Annotated in this window: 17 protein-coding genes; 1 reads left to right on the forward strand and 16 read right to left on the reverse strand. The window is 74.2% G+C overall.

The window, feature by feature from the left end:
* Positions 1-43: 43 nt before the first annotated feature.
* Entirely contained in the window at positions 44-2,815 is a 2,772-nt protein-coding gene (locus tag ACFCLZ_RS08685; RefSeq protein ID WP_380284210.1) for a SpoIIE family protein phosphatase, read from the forward strand.
* 169 nt (positions 2,816-2,984) lie between these two features.
* Here the strand turns inward: ACFCLZ_RS08685 and cobA are convergent, their stop codons facing one another.
* The 16 genes from cobA to argC all read right to left on the reverse strand — a co-directional run bounded on the left by cobA (position 2,985) and on the right by argC (position 23,007).
* Positions 2,985-4,238: a uroporphyrinogen-III C-methyltransferase gene (gene cobA, locus ACFCLZ_RS08690; protein ID WP_380284211.1), complete on the reverse strand. Its 1,254-nt coding sequence runs from the start codon at positions 4,236-4,238 to the stop codon at positions 2,985-2,987.
* 102 nt (positions 4,239-4,340) lie between these two features.
* Positions 4,341-7,886, reverse strand: a complete 3,546-nt coding sequence (gene cobT, locus ACFCLZ_RS08695; RefSeq protein WP_380284212.1) for a nicotinate-nucleotide--dimethylbenzimidazole phosphoribosyltransferase — start codon at positions 7,884-7,886, stop codon at positions 4,341-4,343.
* 524 nt (positions 7,887-8,410) lie between these two features.
* Positions 8,411-9,718 carry a precorrin-6y C5,15-methyltransferase (decarboxylating) subunit CbiE gene (gene cbiE / locus ACFCLZ_RS08700; protein ID WP_380284213.1) on the reverse strand — a complete coding sequence of 436 codons (1,308 nt, stop codon included), beginning with the start codon at positions 9,716-9,718 and terminating at the stop codon, positions 8,411-8,413.
* Positions 9,719-9,861: 143 nt separating this feature from the next.
* On the reverse strand, positions 9,862-10,506 hold the full coding sequence (locus ACFCLZ_RS08705; protein WP_380284214.1) for a GNAT family N-acetyltransferase: 645 nt from the start codon (positions 10,504-10,506) through the stop codon (positions 9,862-9,864).
* 205 nt (positions 10,507-10,711) lie between these two features.
* Complete coding sequence (locus ACFCLZ_RS08710; protein WP_380284216.1) at positions 10,712-11,542, reverse strand: MetQ/NlpA family ABC transporter substrate-binding protein; 831 nt, start codon at positions 11,540-11,542, stop codon at positions 10,712-10,714.
* Positions 11,543-11,601: 59 nt separating this feature from the next.
* Positions 11,602-12,351: a methionine ABC transporter permease gene (locus ACFCLZ_RS08715; protein ID WP_380284217.1), complete on the reverse strand. Its 750-nt coding sequence runs from the start codon at positions 12,349-12,351 to the stop codon at positions 11,602-11,604.
* A complete protein-coding gene (locus ACFCLZ_RS08720; protein WP_380284219.1) occupies positions 12,348-13,388 on the reverse strand; it encodes a methionine ABC transporter ATP-binding protein in 1,041 nt (346 codons plus the stop codon). Before ACFCLZ_RS08720 ends, ACFCLZ_RS08715 begins: the two co-directional genes overlap by 4 nt.
* Positions 13,389-13,942: 554 nt before the next feature.
* Entirely contained in the window at positions 13,943-14,443 is a 501-nt protein-coding gene (locus ACFCLZ_RS08725) for a GNAT family N-acetyltransferase (protein ID WP_380284220.1), read from the reverse strand.
* 384 nt (positions 14,444-14,827) lie between these two features.
* Positions 14,828-15,094: a hypothetical protein gene (locus ACFCLZ_RS08730; RefSeq protein WP_380284221.1), complete on the reverse strand. Its 267-nt coding sequence runs from the start codon at positions 15,092-15,094 to the stop codon at positions 14,828-14,830.
* 111 nt (positions 15,095-15,205) lie between these two features.
* Positions 15,206-16,639, reverse strand: coding sequence for an argininosuccinate lyase (gene argH / locus ACFCLZ_RS08735; protein ID WP_380284223.1), 1,434 nt, complete (start codon positions 16,637-16,639; stop codon positions 15,206-15,208).
* Between the two features lie 92 nt (positions 16,640-16,731).
* On the reverse strand, positions 16,732-17,925 hold the full coding sequence (locus ACFCLZ_RS08740; RefSeq protein ID WP_380284224.1) for an argininosuccinate synthase: 1,194 nt from the start codon (positions 17,923-17,925) through the stop codon (positions 16,732-16,734).
* 151 nt (positions 17,926-18,076) lie between these two features.
* Complete coding sequence (locus tag ACFCLZ_RS08745; protein ID WP_380284225.1) at positions 18,077-18,625, reverse strand: arginine repressor; 549 nt, start codon at positions 18,623-18,625, stop codon at positions 18,077-18,079.
* 17 nt (positions 18,626-18,642) lie between these two features.
* Complete coding sequence (locus ACFCLZ_RS08750; RefSeq protein WP_380284226.1) at positions 18,643-19,851, reverse strand: acetylornithine transaminase; 1,209 nt, start codon at positions 19,849-19,851, stop codon at positions 18,643-18,645.
* The gene (gene argB, locus ACFCLZ_RS08755; RefSeq protein ID WP_380286115.1) at positions 19,848-20,723 is read right to left on the reverse strand and encodes an acetylglutamate kinase; all 876 of its coding nucleotides are present in this window, start codon (positions 20,721-20,723) and stop codon (positions 19,848-19,850) included. Before argB ends, ACFCLZ_RS08750 begins: the two co-directional genes overlap by 4 nt.
* Positions 20,724-20,809: 86 nt before the next feature.
* Positions 20,810-21,982 carry a bifunctional glutamate N-acetyltransferase/amino-acid acetyltransferase ArgJ gene (gene argJ, locus ACFCLZ_RS08760; protein WP_380284227.1) on the reverse strand — a complete coding sequence of 391 codons (1,173 nt, stop codon included), beginning with the start codon at positions 21,980-21,982 and terminating at the stop codon, positions 20,810-20,812.
* A complete protein-coding gene (argC, locus tag ACFCLZ_RS08765) occupies positions 21,979-23,007 on the reverse strand; it encodes an N-acetyl-gamma-glutamyl-phosphate reductase (RefSeq protein ID WP_380284228.1) in 1,029 nt (342 codons plus the stop codon). The genes argJ and argC overlap by 4 nt, the downstream gene beginning before the upstream one ends.
* Between the last annotated feature and the right edge of the window lie 42 nt (positions 23,008-23,049).

Genomic DNA, 23,049 nt, shown 5'->3' on the forward strand with positions numbered 1-23,049 from the left:
GGCCGCCCTTGGCCCGCCGCCGCGTGGAGTGCAAATATGACGTATGGCCCGATTTCCGGGCCGATCTTGGGCTCCGTCGGACCCTGGTGCGGCCGGTTCCACGTCCGCCTCCCGATCCACCGGTACCGCCGCCGGCTCGCCCGGTGGGCACCCCCACGGTCGGCACCAGCGATCACGAACGGCCCGGCCCGCACCGGCCCGGGTCCGGTCGGTGGCCGGACAGGTCTTCGCGCTGCAGGTCGTGGTGGTGCTGCTGCTGGTGGTGGCGGCCGTGGTCGCGCTGCTGGTGCAGTCCCGCAACGACGCCCGGCATGAGGCCACCAACCGCTCGGTGGCGGTCGCGCAGACCTTCGCCAATGGGCCGGGCACCGCCGCGGCGCTGCGCTCGCCGAACCCGACCGCGATCCTGCAGCCCGCGGCGCAGTCCGCGCGGATCAACGCGGGCGTGGACTTCATCGTCGTGATCAGCACCGACGGCATCCGCCTCACCCACCCCGACCCCGCGCGGATCGGCCAGAAGTTCGTCGGCACCTACCAGCCCGCGCTGGCCGGACAGGTGCTGACCGAGCAGGTCACCGGCACGATCGGGTCGCTGGTGCAGGCCGTCGTGCCGGTGTACGCGCCGGACGGGCAGGTGGTCGGGGCGGTGTCGGCGGGCATCACGGTCGCCAATGTGAGCAGCGCCAGCGAGCGGCAGTTGCCGGTGGTGCTCGGCGCGGCGGCCGCCGGGCTCGCGCTGGCGACCGGCGGGACGGCGCTGATCAGCCGGCGCCTGAAGCGGCAGACCCGGGGGCTGGGGCCGGCCGAGATGACCCGCATGTACGAGCACCACGCGGCGGTGCTGCACGCGGTGCGCGAGGGCGTGCTGATCGTCGGCGGCGACGGCCGGCTGTTGCTCTGCAACGACGAGGCGCGCCGGCTGCTGGACCTGCCGCCGGACGCCGAGGGCCGTCCGCTGACCGAGCTGGGCCTGGAGCCGGCGCCGCTGGAGCTGCTGGCCGACGGGCGGCCGGTCAGCGACGAGGTGGTGCTGGCCGGTGAACGGCTGCTGGCGGTGAACGTGCGGCCCACGGACCGGGACGGCGGGCCGCCAGGGTCGGTGGCGACGCTGCGGGACTCGACGGAGCTGCTGGCCCTGACCGGGCGGGCCGAGGTGGCGCAGCGGCGGCTGCGGCTGCTCTACGACGCCGGGGTCACGGTGGGCAGCACGCTGGACGTGACGCGGACGGCGGAGGAGCTGGCGCAGGTGACGGTGGGCCGGTTCGCCGACATCGTCACGGTGGACCTGGCGGACCAGGTGCTGGAGGGCGAGGAGCCGCCGTCCGGTGCGGGGCCGCTGCGGATGCGGCGGGCGGCGGTGGCCTCGGTGCGGGACGACGCGCCGTTCCACCCGGTGGGCTCGGTGCTGGAGGTGGCGCCGTCGACGCCGCTGGCGGGGGCGCTGAACAGCGGGCTGCCGGGGTTGGAGCCGCGGCTGGCGGAGGCGGCCGGGTGGCGGGAGCAGGATCCGGAGGCCGCGGCGCGGGTGCTGGAGTACGGGGTGCACTCGCTGGTGCGGGTGCCGCTGAAGTCGCGCGGGGTGCTGCTGGGGATCGCCCGGTTCTGGCGCTCGGAGCGGGCGGAGCCGTTCGAGGAGGAGGACCTGGCGCTGGCCGAGGAGCTGGTCGCGCACGCGGCCGTGTGCGTCGACAACGCGCGCCGGTACACCCGGGAGCACGCGATGGCGGTGACCTTGCAGCACAGTCTGCTGCCGCGCAGCCTGCCGGAGCAGAACGCGCTGGAGGTGGCGCACCGGTACCTGCCGGCGCAGGCGGGGGTGGGCGGGGACTGGTTCGACCTGATCCCGCTGCCGGGGGCCCGGGTGGCGCTGGTGGTGGGGGACGTGGTCGGGCACGGGCTGCACGCGGCGGCGACGATGGGGCGGCTGCGGACGGCGATCCACAACTTCTCGACGCTGGACCTGCCGCCGGACGAGTTGCTGGGGCATCTGGACGAGCTGGTGAACCGGATCGACCTGGAGGAGTCGGCGACCGGGGGTTCGGCGGCGGTGACGGGGGCGACCTGTCTGTATCTGATCTACGACCCGGTGGCGCGGCGGTGCACGGTGGCGAGTGCGGGGCATCCGCCGCCGGCGCTGGTGCGGCCGGACGGGTCGGTGGTGTTCCCGGAGCTGCCGACGGGGCCGCCGCTGGGGCTGGCGGTGCTGCCGTTCGAGACGGTGGAGCTGGAGGTGGCGGAGGACAGCCGGCTGGTGCTCTACACGGACGGGCTGGTGGAGGACCGCCAGCGGGACATCGACGAGGGGCTGGAGCTGTTGCGGGCGGCGTTGACGGGGCCGTCGCGGACGCCGGAGCAGACGTGTGCGGATGTGCTGGGGGCGCTGTTGCCGGCGCGGCCGCAGGACGACATCGCGCTGCTGGTGGCGCGGACCCGGGGGCTGCCGGCGGAGCGGGTGGCGCAGTGGGAGGTGCCGTCCGATCCGGCGGCGGTCGCGGGGGTGCGGGCGGCGGTCGCGGAGCGGCTGGAGGAGTGGGGGCTGGCGGAGGCGTCGTTCGTCACCGAGCTGATCCTGAGCGAGCTGGTGACCAACGCGATCCGGTACGGCACGGGGCCGATCAAGGTGCGGTTGCTGCTCGACCGGGCGCTGATCTGCGAGGTGTCGGACGGCAGCAGCACCTCGCCGCATCTGCGGTACGCGGCCACCACGGACGAGGGCGGGCGCGGGCTGTTCCTGGTCGCCCAGTTCGCCGACCGGTGGGGGACGCGGTACACGGCCACCGGGAAGGTGATCTGGACGGAGCAGCCGCTGGAGTAGCCGCTTGCCGTTCGTGCACTTTGCAAAGTCCATACTTTGCAAAGTGCACGAAACGCGGGTGCCAAGGCGCTGAGCTGGGATTATGTGTCAGCACTTTGCAAACAGTTGCTGTTTGCAAAGTGCTGGCGGGGAGAGGTGGAGGTGGTTGGTCGGGGCCCGGGGGCTGGGGTCAGGCGTCGGGGGTCGTGGCGGGGGCGAGGACATTGACGACGTCGCCGATGACGATGACCGCCGGGGGCTTGATGCCCTCGGCCTCGACGGTGGCGGCGACGGTGGCCAGGGTGGCGTCGACGCGGCGCTGGGCGGCGGTGGTGCCCTCCTGGACGACGGCCACCGGGGTGTCGGCGGCGCGCCCCTCCGCGATCAGCCGGGCCGCGATCGCGCCGATCTTGTCGACGGCCATCAGCAGCACCACGGTGCCCGTCATCCGGGCGAGCGCCCCCCAGTCGGTCAGCGACCGCTCGTCGTCCGGTCCCACGTGCCCCGAGACCACCGTGAACTCGTGGGTCATCCCCCGGTGGGTGACCGGCACGCCGACCGCCGCCGGCACGCTGATCGAGCTGGAGATGCCCGGCACCACCGTGACCGGCAGCCCGGCCTCGGCGCAGGCCAGCAGCTCCTCGCCGCCGCGCCCGAACACGTACGGGTCGCCGCCCTTCAGCCGCACCACGAACTTGCCCGCCTTGGCGTGCTCGACCAGCGTCCGGTTGATCGCCTCCTGCGCCATGAAGCGCCCGTACGGGATCTTCGACGCGTCGATCACCTCGACGTGCTCCGGCAGCTCCGCCAGCAGCTCGCGCGGCGCCAGCCGGTCGGCGACCACCACGTCCGCGTCCGCGAGCAGCCGCCGGCCGCGCACCGTGATCAGGTCCGGGTCCCCCGGGCCGCCGCCGACCAGCGCCACCCCCGCGCCGCGCGCGCGGTACTGGCGGGCGGCGAGCGAGCCGTCCCGCAGCCCCTCGACGATCGAGTCGCGCAGCGCGGCCGAGTGCCGCGGGTCGCCGGTGAGGACGGCCACCGTCGCCCCGGCGTCGCGCCCGCTGGCCGGCGTCCACGCGGTGGCGGCGGAGGCGTCGTCGCTGCGGGCGCAGAACACCCGCTCGCGCTCCGCCTCCGCGCTGACGGCGGCGTTCACCGCCGCGTCGTCGGTGGCGACCAGCGCGTACCAGGTGTCGGCGAGGTCGCCCTCCTGGTAGGGCCGCTGGTGCCAGGTCAGCTCCCCGGCGTCGGCCATCGCCTGGACGGCCGGGGTGGTGGCCGGCGCTATCAGGTGCACCTCGGCACCGGTGGCGAGCAGGGCGGGCAGCCGTCGCTGGGCGACGTGCCCGCCGCCGACCACCACGACGCGGCGGCCGGCCAGCAGCAGGCCGACGGGGTAGGGGGTGCGGCCCTCGGTGCTGGGGTGCGGGGTGGGCGCGGTCATCGGTGGTGCTCCTGGATCGGTGAGGGTAACGGGGTGCGGCGCGGCGCCGCTCCGCGCACCGGCGCGCCCTCGGGCCGGTGCGCGGAGCGGTTCGGACGAGCGTCAGGCCTTCTCGGTGACCCCGGCGGAGTCGAAGGTGGCTACATCGTGCATCGCGCGGGCCGCACTCTGCACCAGCGGCAGGGCCAGCAGGGCACCGGTGCCCTCGCCGAGCCGCAGGTCGAGGTCGATCAGCGGGCGCAGGCCGAGCTTGGTCAGCGCCGCCTGGTGGCCGGGCTCGGCCGAGCGGTGGCCGGCGATGCAGGCGGCCAGCACCTCGGGGGCGATCGCCTTGGCGACGAGCGCGGCCGAGCCGGCGATCACGCCGTCCAGGATGACCGGGGTGCGCAGGCTGGCCGCACCGAGCAGGAAGCCGGCGAGGGCCGCGTGCTCCAGGCCGCCGATGGCGGCGAGGACGCCGATCGGGTCGCCCGGGTCGGGCTGGTGCAGGGCCAGGGCGGCCCGGACGACCTCGACCTTGCGGGCGTGCGTCTCGTCGTCGATGCCGGTGCCGCGGCCGGTGACCTCGGCCGGGTCCAGACCGGTGAACACCGAGATCAGGGCGGCGGAGGCGGTGGTGTTGGCGATGCCCATGTCGCCGGTGACCAGGGCCTTGTTGCCGGCCGCGACGAGGTCGCGGGCGGTCTCGATGCCGACCTCCAGGGCCTTGAGGGCCTCCTCGCGGGTCATCGCCGGGCCCTGGGTCATGTCGTCGGTGCCGGGCTTGACCTTGCGCGGCAGCAGACCGGTGGTGCGGCCCTGCTGGATCGCGTCCGGCAGCTCGGCGGCCACGCCGACGTCGACCACGCAGACCTCGGTGCCGATCTGCTTGGCGAAGGCGTTGACCACCGCTCCCCCGGCCAGGAAGTTGCCGACCATCTGGGCGGTGACCTCCTGCGGCCAGGGGCTGACGCCCTGGGCGTGCACGCCGTGGTCGCCGGCGAAGACCGCGACGCAGGCGGGCTCCGGGATCGGCGGCGGGCACTTGCGGGACAGACCGCACAGCTGGGCGGAGATGATCTCCAGCATGCCGAGCGAGCCGGCCGGCTTGGTCATCCGCTTCTGACGGTCCCAGGCCTCGCCGAGCGCCTTGGCGTCCAGCGGGCGGATGCCGCGCAGGGTCTCGGAGAGCACGTTGTGCGGGTCCTCGCCCGGCAGGGCGCGGTTGCCGTACTGCTCCTCGTGGACGACCCAGGACAGCGGGCGCTTCTTCGCCCAGCCCTGCTGCTGCAGCTCGGGCTCGTCCGGGAAGGCGTCGACGAAGCCGACGCACAGGTAGGCGACGACGTCCAGGTGCTCGGGCAGGCCGAGCTCGCGGACCAGCTCCTCCTCGTCGAAGAAGCTCACCCAGCCGACGCCGAGGCCCTCGGCGCGGGCGGCCAGCCAGAGGTTCTCGACGGCGAGGGCGGCCGAGTACGGGGCCATCTGCGGCTGGGTGTGGCGGCCCAGGGTGTGGCGGCCGCCGCGGGTGCGGTCGGCGGTGACCACGATGTTGACGGGCGTCTCGAGGATCGCCTCGATCTTGATTTCCTTGAACTGCTTCGCGCGGCCCTTGGGGAGCGAGTCCGCGTACGCGTCGCGCTGGCGCTCGGCCAGTTCGTGCATCTTGCGGCGGGTCTTGGCGGAGCGGATGACCACGAAGTCCCAGGGCTGCGAGTAGCCGACGCTGGGGGCGGTGTGGGCCGCCTCCAGGACGCGGATCAGCACCTCGTGCGGGATCGGGTCGGGGCGGAAGCCGTTGCGGATGTCGCGGCGCTCGCGGATGACCTGGTGGACGGCCTCGCGGCCGGCGTCGTCGTAACCGGGGGCGGCCGGGCCGCGCGGTTCGGCGGGCTCGGCGACGGCTTCGGCTTCGGCTTCGACCGCCTCGGCGGATTCGACGGATTCGGTCGGGGCAGCGGTGTCGGTGGCCTCAGTGACCGCAGCGGGCTCCGTGGGCTCGGTGGCCTCGGTCGCCTCCGTGACGGCTTCGGCGCTGTCCACGGTCGCGGGCGCGACGACGGCCTCGGTCTCGGTCTCCGGTGCGGCCTCGGTGGCCTCGGCCGGGGCCGACTCGGCGGCGGGCTGCTCCACGGCGGCCGGGGCCTCGGCGGCGGGCGCTGCGGCCTCCTCGGTGACCGGGGCGTCCGCGGGCGCGGCGCCCTCCTCGACGGCCGGGACGGCGACGGGCTGACCGGACGGCATCTCACCGGTGCCGACGGCGGTCTCGGCGACGGCCTCGGCGACGGGCTGCTGCTCGGCGGCCGGGGCCGCCTCGGCGGGCTGCCCGACGACGGCCTGCTCCACGACGGGCTGTTCGGCAACGGGCTGCTCGACAACGGGCTGCTGCTCGACGGCCTGGGCCACCGGCTCGGCGGCCACCTCGGCCACCGGCTGCGCGGCCGGGGCGGGTGCGGCGGGCGCGGCGGCCTCGGCGGGCGCGACAGCCTCGGCGGCGGGCGCTATGGGGGCGGACTGCTCCGCCTCCGTCTCGACCGCGACGGGCGCGGCCGGGTCGACGGCCTCGACCTGCGGCAGACCGTGCGGGGTCGGCGCGGCCAGGAAGGCCGAGATGCGGCGCGGCTGGCCGGCCGGGGCGGCGGCCTGGTCGGCGGCAAGGTCGGCAGGTTGCGCGGGCTGCGCGGCGGCCGCCTCCGTCCGGACCTCGGCCGGCGCCTCGGCGGCGGGGACGGCGGTCGGCTCGGCGGTCCCGGGCGTCGCGGCGGGGGCGACCGGCTGCGCGGCGGCGGCCTCGACGGGTGCGACGGCCTCGGGGGCGGCGACGACCGGCTCCACGGGCGCGGCGACGGCTTCGACGACCTCGACGGGGGCTGCGGTCTCGACGGGCGCGACCGGCACGGCGGCCGTGGCGGCCGCCACCGGCGCCGGGGCCTCGGCGGGCGCGGCCGCCTGCGCAGCGGCCGCCTCGACCGGCTGCGCGACCGGCACGGGCTGGACGGCGGGCGCGGCGACCTGGGCGGCCTGCGGCTCCGGCTGGACGGCGGCCGTCACGACCGGGATGCCGTGGGCCGGCGTGCTGCCGGTGGAGGGGCCGCGGTCGGCGAGCGAGCGCACCGGGACCTGGCCGGTCATCAGGGACGGGTCCGGGATCGGCGGGCCGGCGTGCAGCGGGCGGCGCGGTGCCTGGGCGGCCGTCATCGCGTCGAGGCCCTGGCCCTGGACCGGGACGGTCTGGGCGCCGGGCACCGGCTGGGCGTGCGACGGTGCCTGCGGGGCCTGGGCCTGGGCGGCGCCGAGCACGGGCGGGTCCAGCGGCGGCCAGGACGGCTCGACGGGGATGCCGGGCGGGCCCTGCTGGTCGCCGGCCGCTTCGCCCCAGGAGCCCTGCGGACCGGGCATCAGCAGGACGTCCTCCTCCTCATCGAGGCCGTCGGGCTGGTCGACGAAGTGGAAGGCGGGGCGGTGGCCGCCCTGGTCGACGGCCCAGCCGTCGCCGGCGCCGCCGGGCATGCCGGGGGCGGGCGCGGCGAATCCGGGCGCGCCGTGCGGGACACCCTGGGCGGGGACGCCGTGCCCGGGTGCGACGGCCGCGGGGCCGCCGAGCGGGTCGGGCCCGGCGAGCAGGTGCTCCGGCAGTCCCTCGTTCGGGACGTGGCCGCCATCGGTCATGTCAAAGCTCCTTCCAGGCCGCTGCCGCGCCCTCGGCGACGCGATCACCGACCGCAGCGCCCATCCGCACGGGTCGGGCCTGCACCGGCCCGCCCCTCAACCACACACGGCCGCCGCGCCGAGGCGCTGCGGCCGAAGTCCTTCCGGCGCGCTGCGGCACCCCGGCCCGCGCACCACCCGTGCCGGGTGGCGCGTCATCTGAAACAACGACAAGCCGGGGCAACCGGCACGACCGCACCGGACCCTACGGCATTCTCCAGGTCCGGCGGGCGGCCCGTCGAATTGCCCACACTTCGAGCCGTACCGGTCCGTACCGCGTCGAAAAAGTGACGACCCGACCGGATCGGGCGGGCCGGCGGAGGCCGCAGCCGTCCCGGACGCCACACTACCGGCCCGGCGGGGCCGCCTCTCGAATCGGTGTCCGGATGCGACCTGGATCACCGTCCGGCCCGGCGCGGAGGCCCGGTGCGGGGTCCCGGCGCGCGCGGCTCCCCGCCCCTCCGGCCGGAATCGGCACCGGGTCTTCACGTTTTCTGCTCACCCCAGAGCAGGAAGGTGCCGGGGTCGCCGACGCCGAGGCGCAGTCCGTGGGCGTCCTGGTCGCCGCTGCCGGCCGGGGTGCCGGGGGCGGCGGCGGGCGCGAGCAGCGGCGCGCACTGGAGCAGTGCGCCGTCGGCGTGGTAGCCGGCGTCGGCGATGGCGCGGCGGACCTCCTCGGCCTCGGCGAGGGTGCGGGCGACGGCGACGATCCGTTCGGGGCGGCGGGAGAGCACGGCGCGCACCACGTCGGGGCCGCCGGTCTCGACCACGGCGGCGTCGGGTTCGGGGAGTTCGCCGAGGACGTCGGGGCCGTGGCCGTGGACGGTCTCGACCTCGACGCCGTAGCGGCGGGCGTTGACGGCGAGGCGGGCGCAGGCGGCGCGGTCGGCCTCGACGGCGACCACGGCGGCGCCGAAGCGGGCGGCCTCGACGGCGAGCGCTCCGCTGCCGGCGCCGACGGACCAGACGAGGTCGCCGGGGCGCGCGCCGAGGCGGGCGAGCACGAGGGCGCGGACGTGCGCCGGGAGCGCGTCGGCCGCGCCGGGCGCGCGCCCGCTGCCGGTGTAGGTGTCGGTGGACAGGGCCCAGCCGCGGTCGGGGCCGGGGTAGCCGACGGGGCGTCCGGCGAGCCAGCCGGCCGCTTCGCCGGCGGCGCCGCTCTGCGGTCCGCCGCCGGGGCCGCCGGCGCTGCTGCCGCCGATCACCAGGACGACGTTGGGGTCGCGCCAGATGTGGTCGGCGACCCGGTCGGAGGTGAGGACGGTGACGTCCTCGTCGGGGGTGCCGAGGGCCGCGCAGACGACGAAGGTGCGGTGGACGCCGCGGAGCATCAGGGCGAGTTCGCTGGGTCCGGCGCCGGGGGCGGTGAGGACGGCGACCTTGGGGTGGGCGCGGCAGATGTTGGCCGCGCGCCGCAGCCGGCCGCCGTGGGCGCTGACGACCTGGGCGTCCTCCCAGGGCATGCCGGCGCGGGCGAAGGCGGCGGCGACGGAGGAGACGGCGGGCAGGACTTCGAGTTCGAGGCCGTACTCGGGGCGGCGCAGGGTCCGGACGACGCCGAAGAAGCCGGGGTCGCCCTCGGCGATGACGACGGCGGCGCCGCGGTGTTCGGCGATCCGGCGGGCGGCGAGCTGGATGCTGCCGAGCGCGATGCGTTCGGCGGCGGGCGGCACCGGGAGGGCCTTGAGCTGGTAGGGGGCGCCGGCCACCAGGGTGGCCGCGGCGAGGGCCGCGGCGGCGGCCTCGGTCAGCGGTGTGCCGTCCCATCCGATGACCGTGATCCGGTCAGCCATCTGCGGCCGTCTCCCTCGCCATCCGTGCACCGACAGGCGGCGCCGGTGTTCGGCGCCGGTCAGAGGTTACCGGGTGTGATCCCCTGGGCGCGGACATCTCGCACACGTGTGCCCGGCGGGGCGCGGGGCGGCGGGTACCGGGTTCAGTCGCGCAGGACGTAGCGGTGGCCGCCGGCCCAGGCGGGGGCGGGGGCCTCGGGGGCTTCCAGGTCCTCGGGCAGCAGGCTCCACAGGATGAGGTCGCTGCGGCTCTCTTCGACGACCTCGCCGGTCTCGCCGGTCTCGCCGCGCACTATCCAGGCGCTGCGCAGCACGCCCTCGCTGATGCCGCCGATCTTCTGGGCGACCTGCTGGGCGGCGGTGTTGCCGGCGGCGGTGCGCAGTTCCAGGCGCAGGAAGCCGCGGTCCTCGAAGAGCCACTGGGCGACGCCGAGGACGGCTTCGGGGGCGTAGCCCTCGCCGCGGGCCCAGGCGGCGGTGATGAAGGAGATCTCGGTGGAGCGCAGCCGCCAGTCGGTGTTGCGGAGTTCGACGAGGCCGACGAGGCGCTGGGTGAGGTGTTCGGTGACGGCGAGGACGATGCCGTGGCCGGCGGCGCGGTGGGCGGGGGCGAGGGTGCGGGCCAGTTCGGCGGCGCGGGCCTCGGTGAAGGGGTGGGGCCGGTCGGTCCAGGCCAGGACGAGTTCGTCGGCCATCATGGCGGCCAGGCCGGGGGCGTCGTCCTCCGCAAGCGGGCGCAGCAGCAGCCGTTCGGTGCTGATGGCGGTCTCGGGGAAGCTCGCTGCCATGCCGTCTCTCCTCGCCGGGTCGTGGACACACCGTACGCCTCGCCGGTGCCGGGTGGTCACGCGGTGCACGGACCGGACGACGGTACGTCAGAAGTGGGTCTGTCGGACCGTCATTGGTGCATACTGCCCGACCGGGCCCCCGCCTGGTTGCGGCGGGGGCCCGGTGGTGTCCGGCGGGACGGGTCGGTGGCGCGGGTGGCGTGGATCAGAACGCCGGGATGACGGCGCCCTTGAAGGTGTCGTCGATGTACTTCTTCACCTCGGGCGAGTGGAGCAGCTCGGCGAGCTTCTTGACCCGGGGGTCGTTCTCCTTGCCCTGCTTGACCGCGAGGATGTTGGCGTAGGGGTTGCCCTCGGCCTTCTCCAGGACCAGGGAGTCGCTGGTGGGCTTGAGGCCGGCGTCGATGGCGTAGTTGCCGTTGATGACGGCGGCGTCGAGGTCCTCGATGGAGCGGGGCAGCTGGGCGGCCTCCAGCTCCTTCCACTTGAGGTTCTTCGGGTTGCCGGTGACGTCGGCGGGGGTGGCGGCGGTGCCGACGCCGTCCTTGAGGGTGATGACGTTGTTGTCGGCGAGGAGCTTGAGCGCGCGGCCCTCGTTGGTGGCGTCGTTGGGCAGGCCGATGGTGGCGCCGTCCTTGATGTCGCCGATGGCCTTGGCCTTCTTGGAGTAGAGGCCGAGGGGCTCCAGGTGGACCGTCCCGGCGGAGACGATCTGGGTGTTGTGCTTCTTGTTGAAGTCGTCCAGGTACGGCACGTGCTGGAAGTAGTTGGCGTCGGCCGAGCCGTCCTGCACCGCCGTGTTGGGGGTCACGTAGTCGGTGACCTCCTTGATGGTGAGCTTGAGGCCGGCCTTCTCCGCGAGGTTGTCCTTGACGTACTTGAGGATCTGACCGTGCGGGGTGGGGCTGGCGACGACGGTGAGCGGCGCGTTCGGGTCCGAGGAGGACTTCGAGTCGCCGTTGCTGCCGCAGGCCGCGAGGGAGAGGGCGATGCCGGCGGTGGCGAGGACGCTGGTGAACTTCAGGGCGTTGCGCACGAAAAGTGCCTTTCTGCGTGGTACCGGGGAGCCGGGTCCGGGTTCGGACGCCGGGAGGTCTAGGGGGCGACGAGTTCGTTCTCGTCGGCGGCGGTCCGGGCGGCGGGGACGTTGCCGCGCGGGCGCAGCAGGCGGGTCCGGCCGCCGCCGCGGCCGCGGTGGGCGAGGGAGCGGACGGCCCAGTCGCCGAGCAGCTGGACGAGGGTGACGATGATCACCAGTTCGGCGACGATGATCCACATGAAGGCGGTCTCGAAGCGGAAGTAGCCGTAGTTGATGGCGAGGGTGCCGAGGCCGCCGCCGCCGACCGCGCCGGCCATGGCGGAGTAGCTGATCAGCGTGATGATCGTGGTGGTGACGGAGGCGACGAGGCCGGGCAGGGCTTCGGGGATCAGCGTCTTGCGGACGATGGTCCAGGTGGAGCCGCCCATGGCCTGGACGGCCTCGACCAGGCCGCGGTCGACCTCGCGCACGGAGGTCTCGACGAGGCGGGCGAAGAAGGGGATCGCGCCGATGGTGAGCGGCACGGTCGCGGCCTGCCAGCCGATGGAGGTGCCGACCAGCCAGCGGGTGAAGGAGATCAGCGCGATCATCAGGATGATGAACGGCACCGAGCGGGCGATGTTGACGACGGCGCCGAGCACCTTGTTGACGGGCCGGTTCTGCAGCAGGCCGCCCTTGTCGGTGAGCACCAGCAGCACGCCGAGCGGCAGTCCGAGCAGGACGGTGCCGACGGCGGCGGCGCCGACCATCTGGAGGGTCTCCCAGGTGGCGGGTCCCATCAGTTCCTGCATCTGGTCCCAGGTCATGCGGCCGCTCCGTTCGTCTTCGCGGTGCGGGCCGGGTCGAGGACGTCGACCTGGAGGCCCTGCTCGCGCAGGTAGCCGATGGGCACCACGTTGTCCTGGTGGCTGCCGGGCAGTTCGACCCGCATCCGGCCGACCATGCGTCCGGCGATGGTCTCGACGGCGGCGCCGAGGATGTTGATGTCGATCTGGTAGGTGCGGGCGAGCTGGGAGACGAAGGGCTGGGCGGAGGTGTCGCCCTGGAAGGTGATCTCCAGCACGGTGGAGTCGGGCCGGCCGGTGCCGGACTCGCCGAGGGGGAAGAGTTCGCGGGCGAGCTCGGAGCCGGGTTCGGCGAGCAGGTCGGTGAGGGCGCCGGACTCGATGACCCGGCCGCCGCGCATCAGGGCGGCGGAGTCGCAGACCGACTTGATGACGTCCATCTCGTGGGTGATGAGCAGGACGGTGAGGCCGAGCTGCTGGTTGAGTTCGCGCAGCAGCTTGAGGATGGAGCGGGTGGTCTCGGGGTCGAGCGCGGAGGTGGCCTCGTCGGAGAGCAGCACCTTGGGGTCGCCGGCGAGGGCGCGGGCGATGCCGACGCGCTGCTTCTGGCCGCCGGAGAGCTGGCCGGGGTAGCTGCGGGCCTTGTCGGCGAGGCCGACGAGGTCGAGGAGTTCGGCGGCCTTGCGGCGGCGCTCGGTGCGGTCCAGGCCGATGATCTCCAGCGGGAGTTCGACGTTCTGCTGGACGGTCCGCGAGGCGAGCAGGTTGAAGTGCTGGAAGACCATGCCGATCCGGCGGCGGGCCTCGCGCAGTTCCTTGCCGGCCCGGTTCTCGCCGCCGGCCAGGGCGGTGAGTTCGACGCCGTCCACGGTGACGGTGCCCGAGGTGGGCCGCTCCAGCATGTTCACGCAGCGGATGAGGGTGGACTTGCCGGCGCCGCTGGTGCCGACGACTCCGTAGACCTCGCCGGGGCGGACGTGGAGGTCGACGCCCGCGAGGGCGGTCACCTCGCGGCCGCGGGATCGGTAGACCTTGGTGAGGTCCGTGGTGGTGATCACAACTGCTTCCGTACGTCGGGGGCGGGCGGCGTGCGGTCGCCGGGCCGCGGTGCGGTCGGCGACGTGGGCGGGGTCACGCCTGGGGATTGCGTCGCTGTCGTCCCTCGATCGTCGCCGCCGGGCGGCCGGGCCGCGCGCAGGCGCGGCCCTGACGAGTCACCGTGTCCGCGGGCGGGCGGACAGGCCGGAGGAGGGGTACGGCAGAGTGGGCGCGCTCGCACGGACGGGAGCGGCGGCGGGTTCCTCGCTTCGGGGCGCGAGGGGGAGGCACTCTCAGCGGGTGCCGGGGGCGGTGGCCCTCAGCGGTGACACATTCGACGGCACATGGCACGCTCACCTGCCGGCAGGGTGCCGGTGGGGGTCCATTTCGTCGTCGCAGTCATGTGAGCCAGTAAAACAGATGGGCCGGGGGAACCCCAATTATTTCGCAGGGCTGTCCGTAATGCGGACAGTGCGGGTCCTCACCTGCGGCGATACGGCTCGGCGCCGCCACCGTCGTCCGGATGGTGGCGGCGCCGACGAGGACCGGGAGGGTCGGGGCGGTCGGCCGGGCTTCAGGCGGTGGCGGCGAGCGCGGCGGCGGCGGGCTTCTCCAGGTGCACCAGGGTGAGCCGGCCGCTGACCTGCTCGACGGTGGTCTGCCGGTAGCCCTGGCGGGCGTAGAGGCGCAGGTTGCCGAGGCTGCGGTGGCCGGTGAAGAGCCGGTAGGAGGCCACCGCGCCGTCCTCGGCGAGGCGCTGTTCGAGGGCTTCCAGCAGGCGGCCGCCGAGGCCGTGGCGCTGCATCCGGGGGTGGACGACCAGCCGCCCTATCCGGCCGACGCCGTCGGGGCCGAGCCGGCCGCGGACGGTGCCGACGATCTCCTCGCCGAGGCGGGCGACCAGGACGTGCTGCTCGGTCAGCTCGGTGCGCAGGCTCTGCAGGGTCTGGGTCAGCGGCTCGATGGCCCAGTCCCCGTAGAGCTCGGCCTCGCTCTGGTAGCCGAGGTACTGGAGCTTGAGGATCTGCTCCGTGTCGTTGGTGTCGGCGGTCGAAATGATGACGCTCATGCCCATGTGCGGGGGCCTCCCCATCCTTGTGCCGGCGCGCGAACGTGAGGGTGTCGCACCGGAGTGCCTGCCGGAGGTGTCTGTCCCGGCCGGGGATCCGCCCAGACCGGGGTGGCGCACGAACGTACCGGCCCGCACGGCCCGGTGGGGCCGTGTCGGCGGCGGCGCGCTCACGGTCAGTATCGGGGCGGGCGCGTCACCGTCAAGAGCGGCGTTCGCCAGCGCCTTACCCGCGCGTCAGCTGCTCTCAACCTCACGGCCGCCGGACGTGGCGAGGGTCACGCCCGGGTGTCGGGGTGGTGCGGGAGGGGAGAACGTGGCGAGCGTCACGTCCGAGCGGGTGAGGGCGGGGCGGCGGGGCGCGGGTGAGGGGGGTCACGGCGCGGCGGGTCAGGCGTAGCGCTCGGTGCGCAGCAGGGCGCGCAGGCAGGCCAGGCAGCGGGCGCGGGTGGGGCCGATGGAGCCGCGCGGCATGCCGAGGCGGTGGGAGAGCTCGCGGTAGGTCGGCGGCGGGTCCTCGGCGAGGGCGGCGACCAGTTGCGGGCAGCGGCCGGGCAGCGCGGCGACGGCCTCGCGAAGGAGGCGGCGGCGCAGGCCGGCCAGGACCTCGTCCTCGGCCGACGGGTGGGACGGGAGGGGCGGGGGGTCGGTGCGCATACCGTGGTTGACCGGGCGGGGGCCGCGCCGGTTACGGAGTCGCGGTGGCGTGCGCGCGGGAGGGGCGCGGCGGTTCGTCCGCCGCGCCCCTCCCCGGGTGGTGGGGTCCGGTCAGCCGGTCGCCCACTCCTGCTGGGCGGCGAGGTCGGCCTTGACCTCGGTGAGCTGGACGGCGACGGCGCTCGGGGCGGTGCCGCCGCGGCCGTTGCGGGCGGCGATGGCGCCGTGGACGCTGAGCACGGTGCGGACCTCGGGGGTGAGGTGCTCGGAGATGTCGGCGAACTGGGCGTCCGTCAGGTCGCCGAGTTCGATGCCCCGGGCCTCGCACTCCTTGACGCAGGCGCCGGCGACCTCGTGGGCGACGCGGAACGGCACGCCCTGCTTGACGAGCCATTCGGCGATGTCGGTGGCGAGGGAGAAGCCGGCCGGGGCGAGCTCCTCGAGGCGCTCGCGGTGGACGGTGAGGGTGGCCATCATGCCGGTGAAGGCGGGCAGCAGGACTTCGAGGGTGTCGCAGGAGTCGAAGACCGGCTCCTTGTCCTCCTGCAGGTCGCGGTTGTAGGCGAGCGGGAGGGCCTTGAGGGTGGCGAGCAGGCCGGTGAGGTTGCCGATGAGCCGGCCGGACTTGCCGCGGGCGAGTTCGGCGATGTCGGGGTTCTTCTTCTGCGGCATGATCGACGAGCCGGTGGAGAAGGCGTCGTGCAGCGTGATGAAGCCGAACTCCTTGGTGTTCCAGATGATCACCTCCTCCGCGATGCGGGAGAGGTTGATCCCGATCATCGCGGTGACGAAGGCGAATTCGGCGACGAAGTCGCGCGAGGCGGTGCCGTCGATGGAGTTGCCGACGGAGCCGCCCTCGAAGCCGAGGTCGGCGGCGACGGCCTGCGGGTCGAGGCCGAGCGAGGAGCCGGCCAGGGCCCCGGAGCCGTAGGGGGAGACGGCGGTGCGGGCGTCCCACTGGCGCAGCCGCTCGGCGTCGCGGCCGAGGGCCTGCACGTGCGCGAGGACGTGGTGGGCGAAGAGCACGGGCTGGGCGTGCTGGAGGTGGGTGCGGCCCGGCATGGCGGTGTCCGGGTGGGCCTCGGCGAGGCCGACCAGGGCGTGCTGGAGGTCGAGCAGCAGGGCGCCGATGGTCTTCGCGTGGTCCCGCAGGTACATCCGGAAGAGGGTGGCGATCTGGTCGTTGCGGGAGCGGCCGGCCCGCAGCTTGCCGCCGAGGTCGGGGCCGAGGCGCTCCAGCAGGCCGCGCTCCAGGGCGGTGTGGACGTCCTCGTCGGCGATGGTGCCGGTGAAGGTGCCGGCCTCGACGTCGGCGAGCAGCCGGTCGAGTCCGTCGTGCATGGCGGCGAGTTCGTCGTCGGTGAGCAGGCCGGCCCGGTGCAGGACGCGGGCGTGGGCCTTGGAGCCGGCGATGTCGTAGGGGGCGAGGCGCCAGTCGAAGTGCACCGAGGCGGAGAGCCTGGCGAGGGCCTCGGACGGGCCGTCGGCGAAGCGGGCGCCCCAGAGGCGGACGTCGCCACCGGAGGCGGTCTGGTCGGCGGACATCGCTGGCTCCTTGCTGACGTGCGGGAAGAGAGGTTCGGGGGTGGCCCCGGCCGGACCCCGCGGGAGGGGTGCGGCCGGGGCCGGAGGGCGGATCAGCCCAGGTCGCGCCGGGCGGCGATCTTCGAGGAGAGGCCGAAGATCTCGATGAAGCCCTTGGACATCGACTGGTCGAAGGTGTCGCCGGTGTCGTAGGTGGCGAGGTTGAAGTCGTACAGCGACTGGTCGGACCTGCGGCCGTTGACGACGGCCCGGCCGCCGTGCAGGACCATCCGGATGTCGCCGGAGACGTGCTGGTTGGCCTCGTCGACGAAGCCGTCGAGGGCGCGCTTGAGCGGGGAGAACCACAGGCCGTCGTAGACCAGCTCGGCCCAGCGCTGCTCGACCTGCCGCTTGTAGCGGGCGAGTTCGCGCTCGACGGTGACGTTCTCCAGCGCCTGGTGGGCGGTGATCAGGGCGATCGCGCCGGGGGCCTCGTAGATCTCCCGGGACTTGATGCCGACCAGCCGGTCCTCGACCATGTCGAGGCGGCCGATGCCGTGGGCGCCGGCCCGCTTGTTGAGCTCCTCGATGGCCTGCAGGACGGTGACCTTGCGGCCGTCGACGGCGACCGGGACGCCGGCGTCGAAGGTGATGACCACCTCGTCGGCCTCGCGCGGGGTGGCCGGGTTCTGGGTGTACTCGTAGACGTCCTCGATCGGGGCGTTCCAGATGTCCTCCAGGAAGCCGGTCTCGACGGCCCGTCCGAAGACGTTCTGGTCGATCGAGTACGGGGACTTCTTGGTGGTGGCGATCGGCAGGCCCTTGGCCTCGGCGAAGGCGATGGCCTTGTCCCGGGTCATCGCGTAGTCGCGGACCGGGGCGATGCACTTGAGGCCCGGGGCGAGGGAGTTGATGCCGACCTCGAAGCGGACCTGGTCGTTGCCCTTGCCGGTGCAGCCGTGGGCGACGGTGGTGGCGCCGTGCTTCTGCGCGGCGGCGACCAGGTGCTTGACGATGACGGGCCGCGAGAGGGCGGACACCAGCGGGTACTCGCCCTGGTAGAGGGCGTTGGCCTTGAGGGCCGGCAGGCAGTACTCGTCGGCGAACTCCTCGCGGGCGTCGGCGACCTCGGCCTCGACGGCGCCGCAGTCCAGCGCCCGCTGGCGGATGACGTCCAGGTCCTCGCCGCCCTGGCCGACGTCGACGGCGACGGCGATGACCTCCGCGCCCGTCTCCTCGGCGATCCAGCCGATGCAGACGGACGTGTCCAGACCGCCCGAGTAGGCGAGTACGACGCGCTCGGTCACGGCTTTCTCCTTCACAACTGTGCGAACAGGCTTACGGCGATAGGCATAAGTATGCACTACTCCGTATGAAATTCAAAGCGCGATGTCCAGGCGGGTTCCGGATGCGCCTGTGGGCCCGGTCGCGACCGGGCCCACAGGGGTGGAGCGGGGGCTACTGCACCTTCGCCTGGGCGAGCTGCATGAGGTGGTCGGCGAGGGCCTGGCCGCCGAAGGGGTCGCGGCTGATCAGCAGGACGGTGTCGTCGCCGGCGATGGTGCCGATGATCTCGAACACCTCCGCCTGGTCGATCGCCGAGGCCAGGAACTGCGCCGCGCCCGGCGGCGTGCGTAGCACCACCAGGTTGCCCGAGGCGGTGGCGGAGACCATGAGCTCGCCGGCCAGCCGGGCCATCCGGCCCTCGGTGGCGGACTCCCCCATCGGCGCGCGCGGGGTGCGGTCGCCCCCCTCGGCCGGGACGGCGTAGATGAGCGCGCCGTCCCGGCTGCGGATCTTCACCGCGCCCAGCTCGTCCAGGTCCCTGGAGAGGGTGGCCTGGGTGACCACGAGTCCGTCGTCGGCGAGCAGCTTGGCGAGCTGGCTCTGCGAGCGCACGGGCTGGCGGGTGAGCAGGTCCACGATCCGTCGGTGGCGCGCGGTGCGGGTCTGCGGCACCTGCGGCGACGGGCCGGCGGCGGGCTGCCCGGAGTTGGGTACGGTCATGTGATTATTCTCCCGGACTACCCGCGGTTCGCATCGTCCGGGGCGTCCGCGCGGACGGCCCGCAGCACGGCCGGCAGCGCCGCCAGGAACGCGTCCGCCTCCTGCTCGGTGAGCACCAGCGGCGGCGCGAGGCGCACCGCGTCCGGCACCGCGGCGTTCACCAGGAAGCCGGCCTCCTGCAGGCCCGCCTGGATCTTCGCCGACACCGGCGCGGTGAGCACGATGCCCAGCAGCATCCCGGCCCCGCGCACGTGCGAGACCAGCGGGTCGCCGAGCGCCTCCACGCCGTGCCGCAGCCGCTCGCCGATCTTGCGGGCGTGCTCCAGCAGGCCCTGGGACTCGATGGTGTCGAGCACCGCGAGGCCGGCCGCCGCGGCCACCGGGTTGCCGCCGAAGGTGGTGCCGTGCTGGCCCGGGGTGAGCAGCTCGGCCGCCGCGCCGAAGGCCAGCACCGCGCCCATCGGCAGGCCGCCGCCGAGCGCCTTGGCGAGCGTGACGACGTCCGGCTCGATGCCCTCGGACGCCTGGTGGGCGAACCAGTGGCCGGTGCGGCCGACGCCGGTCTGGATCTCGTCCAGGACGAGCAGGGTGCCGGTGGCGCGGGTGATCTCGCGGGCGGCGGCCAGATAGCCGTCGGGCAGCGGGATCGCGCCGTTCTCGCCCTGGATCGGCTCCAGGAAGACGGCGGCGGTCCCGGTGGTGACGGCCGCGCGCAGCGCCTCGACGTCGCCGAACGGGACGTGCGTGACGTCGCCGGGCAGCGGGCGGAACGGCTCCTGCTTGGCGGGCTGGCCGGTGAGCGCGAGGGCGCCCATGGTGCGGCCGTGGAAACCGCCCTCCAGGGCGACCAGGTGGGTGCGGCCGGTGCGGCGGCTGATCTTGAAGGCGGCCTCGTTGGCCTCGGCGCCGGAGTTGCAGAAGAACACCCGGCCCGGGCGACCGTCCAGGCGCAGCAGCCGCTCGGCGAGGGCGACGGTGGGCTCGGCGATGAAGAGGTTGGAGACGTGGCCGAGGGTGGCGATCTGCCGGCTGACGGCCTCGACGACCGCCGGGTGGGCGGTACCGAGGGCGTTGACGGCGATGCCGCCGAGCAGGTCGGTGTACGCCTTGCCGTCGGCGTCCCAGAGCGTGCTGCCCTCGCCGCGGACCAGCGGGATCCGGGGGGTGCCGTAGTTGTCGGTGAAGGAGTGCTGCCACCGCTCGGTGAGCTGGGCGTTGGAAGTCATGCGAGTCCCCCGGTCACGGTCGGTTCGTCGGCGGGCACGACCATCGTGCCGATGCCCTCGTCGGTGAAGATCTCCAGCAGCAGGCTGTGCGGCACCCGGCCGTCCAGCACGCGGGCGGTGCCGACGCCGGAGCGCACGGCGCGCAGGCAGCCCTCCATCTTGGGCAGCATCCCGCTGGACAGGGTGGGCAGCAGTTCCTCCAGCTCGGAGGCGTCGAGCTGGCTGATCACGTCGTCGGAGTTCGGCCAGTCCTTGTAGAGGCCCTCGACGTCGGTGAGGACGACGAGCATCTCGGCGCCGAGCGCGACCGCGAGCGCGGCGGCGGCGGTGTCGGCGTTGATGTTGTAGACGTGGCCGTCGGCGCCGCGGGCGATCGAGGAGATCACCGGGATGCGGCCGTCGGAGAGGAGCGCCTTCACGGCACCGGCCTCGATGTTGACGATGTCGCCGACCAGGCCGATGTCGACCTGCTCGCCGTCGACCACCGCGTACCGCTTGACGGCGGTCATGGTGTGCGCGTCCTCGCCGGTCAGGCCGACCGCGAACGGGCCGTGCTCGTTGAGCAGGCCGACGAGATCGCGCTGCACCTGGCCGGCGAGCACCATCCGGACCACGTCCATGGTCTCGGGGGTGGTGACCCGCAGGCCGTTGGTGAACGAGGACTCCAGGCCGAGCCGCTCGAGCTGGGCGCTGATCTGCGGGCCGCCGCCGTGCACCACGACCGGGTGCAGGCCGGCGAAGCGCAGGAAGACGACGTCCTTGGCGAAGGCGGCCTTGAGCTCCTCGTCGACCATGGCGTTGCCGCCGAACTTGATCACGATGGTCTTGCCGTGGAAGCGCGCCAGCCACGGCAGGGCCTCGATGAGCGTCATGGCCTTGGGCAACGCGGTGTTGTTGCGGGCCTGTTCGCCCTTGGGTGCGATCTGCACAGTTCTGCTTCCCGGCTCGATGGCGGCTGTCAGGTGGAGTAGGCGCTGTTCTCGTGCACGTAGTCGGCGGTGAGGTCGTTGGTCCACAGGCTGGCCGCGGCGTCGCCGGCGTTGAGGTGTGCGGTGATGACGACCTCGCGGCCGGTCATGTCGACCAGGTCGCGGTCCTCCCCCACGCTGCCGTCCCGGCAGACCCAGACGCCGTTGATGGCGACGTCCAGGCGGTCGGGGTCGAAGGTGGCGTCGGTGGTGCCGATCGCGGCCAGCACCCGGCCCCAGTTGGGGTCCTCGCCGTGGATGGCGCACTTGAGCAGGTTGTTGCGGCCGATCACCCGGGCGACGTCGACGGCCTCCTGCTCACCGGCGGCGCCGGTGACGTCGATCCGGATGTCCTTGCTGGCGCCCTCGGCGTCGCCGATCAGCTGGCGGGCCAGGTCGGCGCAGACGGTGCGCACGGCCTCGTCGAACTCGGCCCGGTCCGGGACGGTGCCGGAGGCGCCCGAGGCGAGCAGCAGCACGGTGTCGTTGGTGGACATGCAGCCGTCGGAGTCGATCCGGTCGAAGGTGGTGCGGGTGGCGCCGCGCAGCGCGGCGTCCAGGGCGGCGGCGTCCGCCTCGGCGTCGGTGGTGAGCACGACCAGCATGGTGGCCAGGCTCGGGGCGAGCATGCCGGCGCCCTTGGCCATGCCGCCGACCGTCCAGCCGGCCGGGCTGGTGACCTGCGCGGTCTTGTGCACGGTGTCGGTGGTCTTGATGGCGATCGCGGCCTGCTCGCCGCCGGTGGCGCTGAGCGCGGCGGCGGCCGTGGCGACGCCGGGCAGCAGGATGTCCATCGGCAGCCGCACGCCGATCAGGCCGGTGGAGGCGACGGCGACCTCGCCGGCGTTGAGCTTCAGCTCCTCGGCGGCCTTCTCGGCGGTGGCGTGGGTGTCCTGGAAGCCGAGCGGGCCGGTGCAGGCGTTGGCCCCGCCGGAGTTGAGGACGACGGCGCAGACCGTGCCGCCCTTGAGGACCTGCTCGGACCAGAGCACGGGGGCGGCCTTGACCCGGTTGGCGGTGAAGACGCCGGCGGCGGCCAGCGAGGGCCCGTCGTTGACGACGAGCGCGAGGTCCGGGGTCCCGGAGGCCTTGATCCCGGCGGTGACGCCGGCGGCCCGGAAGCCCTTGGCAGCGGTGACGCCGACGTTCTGGTGGTCGGTCACGGTGCGACTCCGTTCACGGGAAGGCCCAGCTCCTCGGGCAGGCCGAGGGCGATGTTCATGCTCTGCACCGCACCGCCGGCGGTGCCCTTGACCAGGTTGTCGATCGCGCTGATCGCCACGATCCGCCCGGCGGCCGCGTCCAGGGCGACCTGCACCAGGGCGGCGTTGGAGCCGTAGACGCTGCTGGTCTGCGGCCACTGGCCCGCGGGCAGCAGGTGCACGAACGGCTCGTCGGCGTACGCCTCGGCGTAGGCGGCCCGCAGCTCCTCGGCGCCCACCCCGGGCTTCGCCTTGGCGGAGCAGGTGGCGAGGATGCCGCGCGGCATCGGGACCAGGGTGGGGGTGAAGGAGACGGTGACCGGCTCGCCCGCGAGCGGGGTGAGGTTCTGGGACATCTCCGGGGTGTGCCGGTGCACGCCGCCGACGCCGTAGGCGCTGACGCTGCCCATCACCTCGCTGCCGAGCAGGTGGGTCTTGGCGGCCTTGCCGGCGCCGGAGGTGCCGGAGGCGGCGACGACCACCGCCTCGGGCTCGGCCAGGCCCGCCGCGTAGGCGGGGAACAGCGCGAGCGAGACCGCCGTCGGGTAGCAGCCGGGGACGGCGATCCGGTTGCTCCCCTTGAGCGCGGCGCGGTGGCCGGGCAGCTCGGGCAGGCCGTAGGGCCAGGTGCCGGCGTGCGCGGAGCCGTAGAACTGCTCCCAGTCGGCGGCGGCCCTGAGCCGGAAGTCCGCGCCGCAGTCGACGACCAGCACGTTCGCGCCGAGCGCCTCGGCGACGGCGGCGGACTGGCCGTGCGGCAGCGCCAGGAACACCACGTCGTGGTCGGCCAGCACCTCCGGGGTGGTCGGCTCCAGGACCCGGTCGGCCAGCGGCAGCAGGTGCGGCTGCAGCAGCCCCAGCCGGGTGCCCGCGTTCGAGCCGCCGGTCAGCGCCCCGATCTCCACCTCCGGGTGGCCGAGCAGCAGGCGCAGCACCTCACCGCCCGCGTATCCGCTCGCGCCGGCGACGGCGACTCGCAATGCCATGGCGTTCCTCCTTCGTCTTGGCATGAATATACGCAGCACGGA

The organism is Kitasatospora purpeofusca, assembly GCF_042691725.1.
Classification (GTDB): domain Bacteria; phylum Actinomycetota; class Actinomycetes; order Streptomycetales; family Streptomycetaceae; genus Kitasatospora; species Kitasatospora purpeofusca_B.

Coding starts and splice junctions, on each gene's coding strand:
- cobT (WP_380284212.1), bottom strand. CDS start 7,886: ATGACCGATGGCGGCCACGTCCCGAACGAGGGACTGCCGGAGCACCTG.
- ACFCLZ_RS08685 (WP_380284210.1), top strand. CDS start 44: ATGGCCCGATTTCCGGGCCGATCTTGGGCTCCGTCGGACCCTGGTGCG.
- cbiE (WP_380284213.1), bottom strand. CDS start 9,718: ATGGCTGACCGGATCACGGTCATCGGATGGGACGGCACACCGCTGACC.
- argH (WP_380284223.1), bottom strand. CDS start 16,639: ATGTCCGCCGACCAGACCGCCTCCGGTGGCGACGTCCGCCTCTGGGGC.
- argC (WP_380284228.1), bottom strand. CDS start 23,007: ATGGCATTGCGAGTCGCCGTCGCCGGCGCGAGCGGATACGCGGGCGGT.
- ACFCLZ_RS08745 (WP_380284225.1), bottom strand. CDS start 18,625: ATGACCGTACCCAACTCCGGGCAGCCCGCCGCCGGCCCGTCGCCGCAG.
- ACFCLZ_RS08705 (WP_380284214.1), bottom strand. CDS start 10,506: ATGGCAGCGAGCTTCCCCGAGACCGCCATCAGCACCGAACGGCTGCTG.
- argB (WP_380286115.1), bottom strand. CDS start 20,723: ATGACGCTCATCGAGGCCCTGCCGTGGCTGGCGCGCTTCCACGGCAAG.
- cobA (WP_380284211.1), bottom strand. CDS start 4,238: ATGACCGCGCCCACCCCGCACCCCAGCACCGAGGGCCGCACCCCCTAC.
- ACFCLZ_RS08715 (WP_380284217.1), bottom strand. CDS start 12,351: ATGACCTGGGACCAGATGCAGGAACTGATGGGACCCGCCACCTGGGAG.
- ACFCLZ_RS08750 (WP_380284226.1), bottom strand. CDS start 19,851: ATGACTTCCAACGCCCAGCTCACCGAGCGGTGGCAGCACTCCTTCACC.
- ACFCLZ_RS08725 (WP_380284220.1), bottom strand. CDS start 14,443: ATGGGCATGAGCGTCATCATTTCGACCGCCGACACCAACGACACGGAG.
- ACFCLZ_RS08730 (WP_380284221.1), bottom strand. CDS start 15,094: ATGCGCACCGACCCCCCGCCCCTCCCGTCCCACCCGTCGGCCGAGGAC.